The following is a 1,988-nucleotide window of genomic DNA, read 5'->3' on the forward strand; positions in this document are numbered from 1 at the left end:
GGGTAAGCGAGCGGCTAGCGATCGGCCTGATGCTGGAAGAACTGCAAAAACAATTCCCGCTCGGTGGTGATGTCGAGCTTCTCGTAGATGCGCCGGCGATGGTTCTTGACCGTGCCGACGGTGATGCCGAGGCGCTCGGCGATGTTGGCCGTCGGGTGGCCGGCGAGGATCAACTGAACCAATTCCCGCTCGCGCAGCGACAGCTCCGGCCACAGACTGGCCGGGATCGTCGGCTCCTGCCGGGGCGAGGCGCCGGGGCCTGTCGGCGCCGACGTGCGGGAGAATTTGGTTCCGCGCGCCTTGATGTCGAGCGCATGCAGCGCCTCGAATACAGGCAACCGCTCGTCCAGCAAAGCGATCTCGCTCTCCTTGAACGACGTGGTCGAGCGGTCGAGGAAGATGCCGAGGCACCAGTCGCCGCCATCGGCAAGCATGATGCCGACCTCGTCGCAGATCTCCGACTGCGCCAGGAAGCCGGCAATGTACTGGCCGCGCTTGGCCTCGTCGTCGGCGAGCCGTTTCAGCGGCATGATGCCCAACCTGCGCTCGCGCCGCCACGAGGCATAGAACGGGTCGAACACGTAGTAATTGTGGAGATAGCGCCGGACCATCTCATCCGAGAAGCGCCGGTGCTTGATGAATTCGGGTGTCTGCGTCGCCGAATAGCGCGTCACCGTGACGAGGTCGTGGTCGATGTCGGCGCCGATCAGGTCGATCAGGCAGTCGACATGCCTGTCCGTGCCGATGGCGGCGATCGCTTTGGCGAGCGGCGCCCAGATATTGCCCATGCCCATGCCCTTTTCTCGGCGATGTCAGCCCAACCGTCATTGTGTCTTTAGGCATATGGCGCGAGGCCATCCAATGAATCTAGCCTGGCGTCAACCTAGACCAGATCCCGAGGCGACCGTGACCCAACCCAATCTCACCGCCCCCATTGTCGGCAACCCAATCGTCATCGGCATCGACGCCGGCGGCACCATGACCGACACGATCCTTGTCGATCAGGACGGCCACTTCAAGATCGGCAAGTCGGCGACCACGCCGAAGAACGAAGCCGAGGGTTTTCTGGCCTCGGCCGAGGACGCGGCGGATGCCTGGGGCATCTCGCTGGAATCATTGTTTTCAGGCGTCAACGTCGTGCTCTATTCCGGCACCGGCATGCTGAACACGCTGTTGTCGCGCACCGGCCGCCGGCTCGGCCTGATCACCACCAAGGGCCTCGAGGACATGATCCTGATGGGCCGCGGGCTGCAGGCCTGGGCCGATTATTCCTACGCCGACCGGCTGCATGCGGTCACCCACCATCATCCCGATCCGCTGGTGCCGCGCCGCCGCACCCATGGCGTCACCGAGCGGATCGACCAGTTCGGCGACGTCGTGCTGCCGCTCTATGAGCACGAGGTTTCTGCAGCCGCAAAAAAACTGATCGCCGACGAGGTCGAAGCGATCTGCATCATGACCATCTTCTCGCACGTCAATCCGGTGCACGAGAAGCGCATCGCGGAAATCTGCCGCGAAGAGGTCGACAAGGCCGGCGCCGACATCATCGTCTACACCAGCCACGAGGTCCGCCCGGTCATCCGCGAGCAGTCGCGGCTGAACTCGGTCCTGATCGAGGCCTACGCCACCTCGCGCGGCCGCAAGCAGCTTAGGGGTATCGAGGACGTCTCGAAGAAATACGGCTTCAAATATGGCGTGCAGACGCTGCTCTCCTTCGGCGGCCTGACCTCGATCAACCATCCGCGCCTGCATGAAACCATGATCTCCGGCCCGATCGGCGGCATCCTCGGTGCTGCCTATGTCGGCAAGCTGATCGGCAATGATTCGCTGATCTGCTCGGACATGGGCGGCACCTCCTTCGACATGGGCGTTATCACGCGCGGCCAGACGCGGATCGAGAACGAGCCGCTGATGGATCGCTTCAAGCTCAACGTGCCGACGCTGCACCTCGATACGATCGGTGCCGGCGCCGGCATGATCCTCAAGGT

The 1,988-nt window shown here is 63.3% G+C and carries 2 protein-coding genes; one reads left to right on the plus strand and one right to left on the minus strand.

The features are described 5' to 3' along the window. Positions 1-14: 14 nt before the first annotated feature. Complete coding sequence (locus ENZ74_RS30515; RefSeq protein WP_063169873.1) at positions 15-794, minus strand: helix-turn-helix transcriptional regulator; 780 nt, start codon at positions 792-794, stop codon at positions 15-17. 184 nt (positions 795-978) lie between these two features. On the opposite strand from ENZ74_RS30515, the gene ENZ74_RS30520 reads away from it, so the two are divergent. After that, positions 979-1,988: hydantoinase/oxoprolinase family protein (locus ENZ74_RS30520; RefSeq protein ID WP_245471043.1), on the plus strand; the 1,010-nt coding region annotated here is incomplete at its 3' end.

It is taken from the genome of Mesorhizobium sp. M7A.F.Ca.CA.002.15.2.1 (assembly GCF_003998715.1).
GTDB classification, from domain to species: domain Bacteria; phylum Pseudomonadota; class Alphaproteobacteria; order Rhizobiales; family Rhizobiaceae; genus Mesorhizobium; species Mesorhizobium ciceri.